Here is a 2,132-nt window from a genome sequence, read left to right as displayed (position 1 = left end):
GGTGGGGGGGGGGCCCGGGGGGGGGGGGGGGGCGGGGGGGGCGCCCGGGGGCGGGGGGGCGGCGGGGGGGGGGGTGGGGGGGGGGGGGGGGGGGGGCCCGGGGGGGCCCCCCCCCCACCGCCCCGGCACCCCACCGCCCCGGCGTCCGGGTCGCGGGGCGTCGGAGGGCGGCTCAGGCGTCCAGCGCCTCGCGCCACTCCCGTACGGCTGCCGCGTCCACCGGGCCCGTCCAACCCCCGGGCCGGGCGGCGCCGCCGATGTGGACGGCGTCGATCCCCGCGGCCCGCAGCCGGGGCAGGTGCCGCAGGTGGAGGCCGCCGCCGACCAGGACCTTCGCCCGGTATCCCGGCTCGCCGGTCCGGGCGGCCTCGGCCAGGAGGACCGGGATGCCGGCGTCCACCCCGTCCGGCGAGCCGGCCGTGAGGAACGTGTCGAGGCCGGGCAGCTCCGCGAGCTGCTTGCGCAGGGCGTCGCGGTCGACGGCCCGGTCGATCGCCCGGTGGAACGTCCACCGGCAGCCGTCCAGCTCGGCGACGAGCCGCTCGACGGCGACGAGGTCGGCGTGGCCCTCCCCGTCGAGGAAGCCGAACACGAACTCGTCGGCTCCCGCCTCCCGCATCTCGCGGGCCTTGCCGACCAGTACGTCGATGTCACCGGCGGCGAAGCCGTCCGCCACCCTGAGCATCACGCGCAGCGGGATGTCCACGGCGGACCTGATCGCCGCGAAGGTCTCCCGCGACGGGGTCAGACCGTCCGCGGCCATGTCGGTGACCAGTTCGAGGCGGTCTGCACCACCGACCTGGGCAGCGACCGCGTCCTCCGCGTCGAGTGCGATCACCTCCAGGACTGCACGGTTGCTCATGGGTCCCCATTCCTCCGATACGCAGCTATAGGTCTAGTCCAATGGCCAGCCTACGGGTCGGTAGACGGGCGGCGCAGCCCTCTATCTCAACGCACGACCACGACGGCGCGCGAGCCGACCCCGCAGACGAGTGACGCGCACCGCGCGCACACCGGTGCGGAACGGGCGCATTCACCGCGACCAGCCCTTGCGCTTCATAGGGGCGGGGGGTATACATGGGGAGAGAAAGAGATACCCCCTAGGGGTATCAGGACGGCTTCAGGGAGGACCTCGTGTCCGCGCACTCCGCCACCACCGCCACCACCGCTGCCGGCTCCGCCGCCGACACCGCCGCGGTCGAGCTCGCGATCGGCGGGATGACCTGCGCCTCGTGCGCGGCCCGTATCGAGAAGAAGCTCAACCGGATGGACGGCGTCGAGGCCACGGTGAACTACGCCACCGAGAAGGCGAAGGTCACCTATCTGGGCTCCGACGTGTCCGTCGAGGACCTGATCGCGACCGTCGAGGCCACCGGCTACACCGCCCGGCCACCCGCACCGCCGGCGTCCACCGCCTCCCCCGGGAGCAACGTCGCGGACACGGCGGGCGCCGCGGCGGAGAGCGAGGACGACGGGCTCACCTCCCTGCGCCAGCGCCTGATCACCGCCGTCCTCCTCGCCGTACCGGTGATCGCGATGGCGATGGTCCCGGCGCTCCAGTTCGACTACTGGCAGTGGCTCTCCCTGACGCTGACCGCGCCGGTCGTCGTCTACGCCGCCTGGCCGTTCCACCGTGCCGCCTGGACCAACGCGAAGCACGGCGCGGCGACGATGGACACGCTGATCTCCGTCGGCACGTCGGCCGCGTTCCTGTGGTCGTTGTGGGCGCTGTTCTTCGGGACCGCGGGCATGGTCGGGATGACGCACCCCTTCGAGCTGACCATCGCCCGCAGCGACGGCGCCGGGAACATCTACCTGGAGGCCGCGGCCGGGGTGACGGCGTTCATCCTCGCCGGGCGCTACTTCGAGGCACGCTCGAAGCGGAAGGCCGGGGCGGCGCTCAAGGCGCTGATGGAGCTGGGCGCCAAGGAGGTCACCGTCCTGCGGGACGGCGTCGAGACGACGATCCCGACCGCCGCACTCCAGGTCGGGGACCGTTTCCTGGTCCGTCCCGGGGAGAAGATCGCGACGGACGGAACCGTGGTCGAGGGCTCCTCCGCCGTGGACGCCTCCATGCTCACCGGCGAGTCCGTACCCGTCGAGGTCACCGCCGGCGACACCGTCACCGGAGC

General features: G+C 73.8%; 2 protein-coding genes. One reads left to right on the top strand and one right to left on the bottom strand.

Annotated elements, in window-relative coordinates; translation table 11 throughout:
• Window positions 1–172: 172 nt before the first annotated feature.
• Complete coding sequence (locus tag ACIRJT_RS38845) at window positions 173–862, bottom strand: copper homeostasis protein CutC (RefSeq protein ID WP_403919362.1); 690 nt, start codon at window positions 860–862, stop codon at window positions 173–175.
• A 272-nt stretch (window positions 863–1,134) separates the two neighbouring features.
• On the opposite strand from ACIRJT_RS38845, the gene ACIRJT_RS38840 reads away from it, so the two are divergent.
• Window positions 1,135–2,132 (top strand): heavy metal translocating P-type ATPase (locus tag ACIRJT_RS38840; protein ID WP_403919360.1); only part of this gene is annotated, 998 nt, incomplete at its 3' end.

Origin of the sequence: Streptomyces sp. NPDC102283, assembly GCF_044766265.1 — a bacterium.
GTDB lineage: Bacteria > Actinomycetota > Actinomycetes > Streptomycetales > Streptomycetaceae > Streptomyces.
The sequence above is the reverse complement of the archived record's forward strand: the minus strand, read 5'-3'. Positions and strand labels throughout refer to the sequence as shown.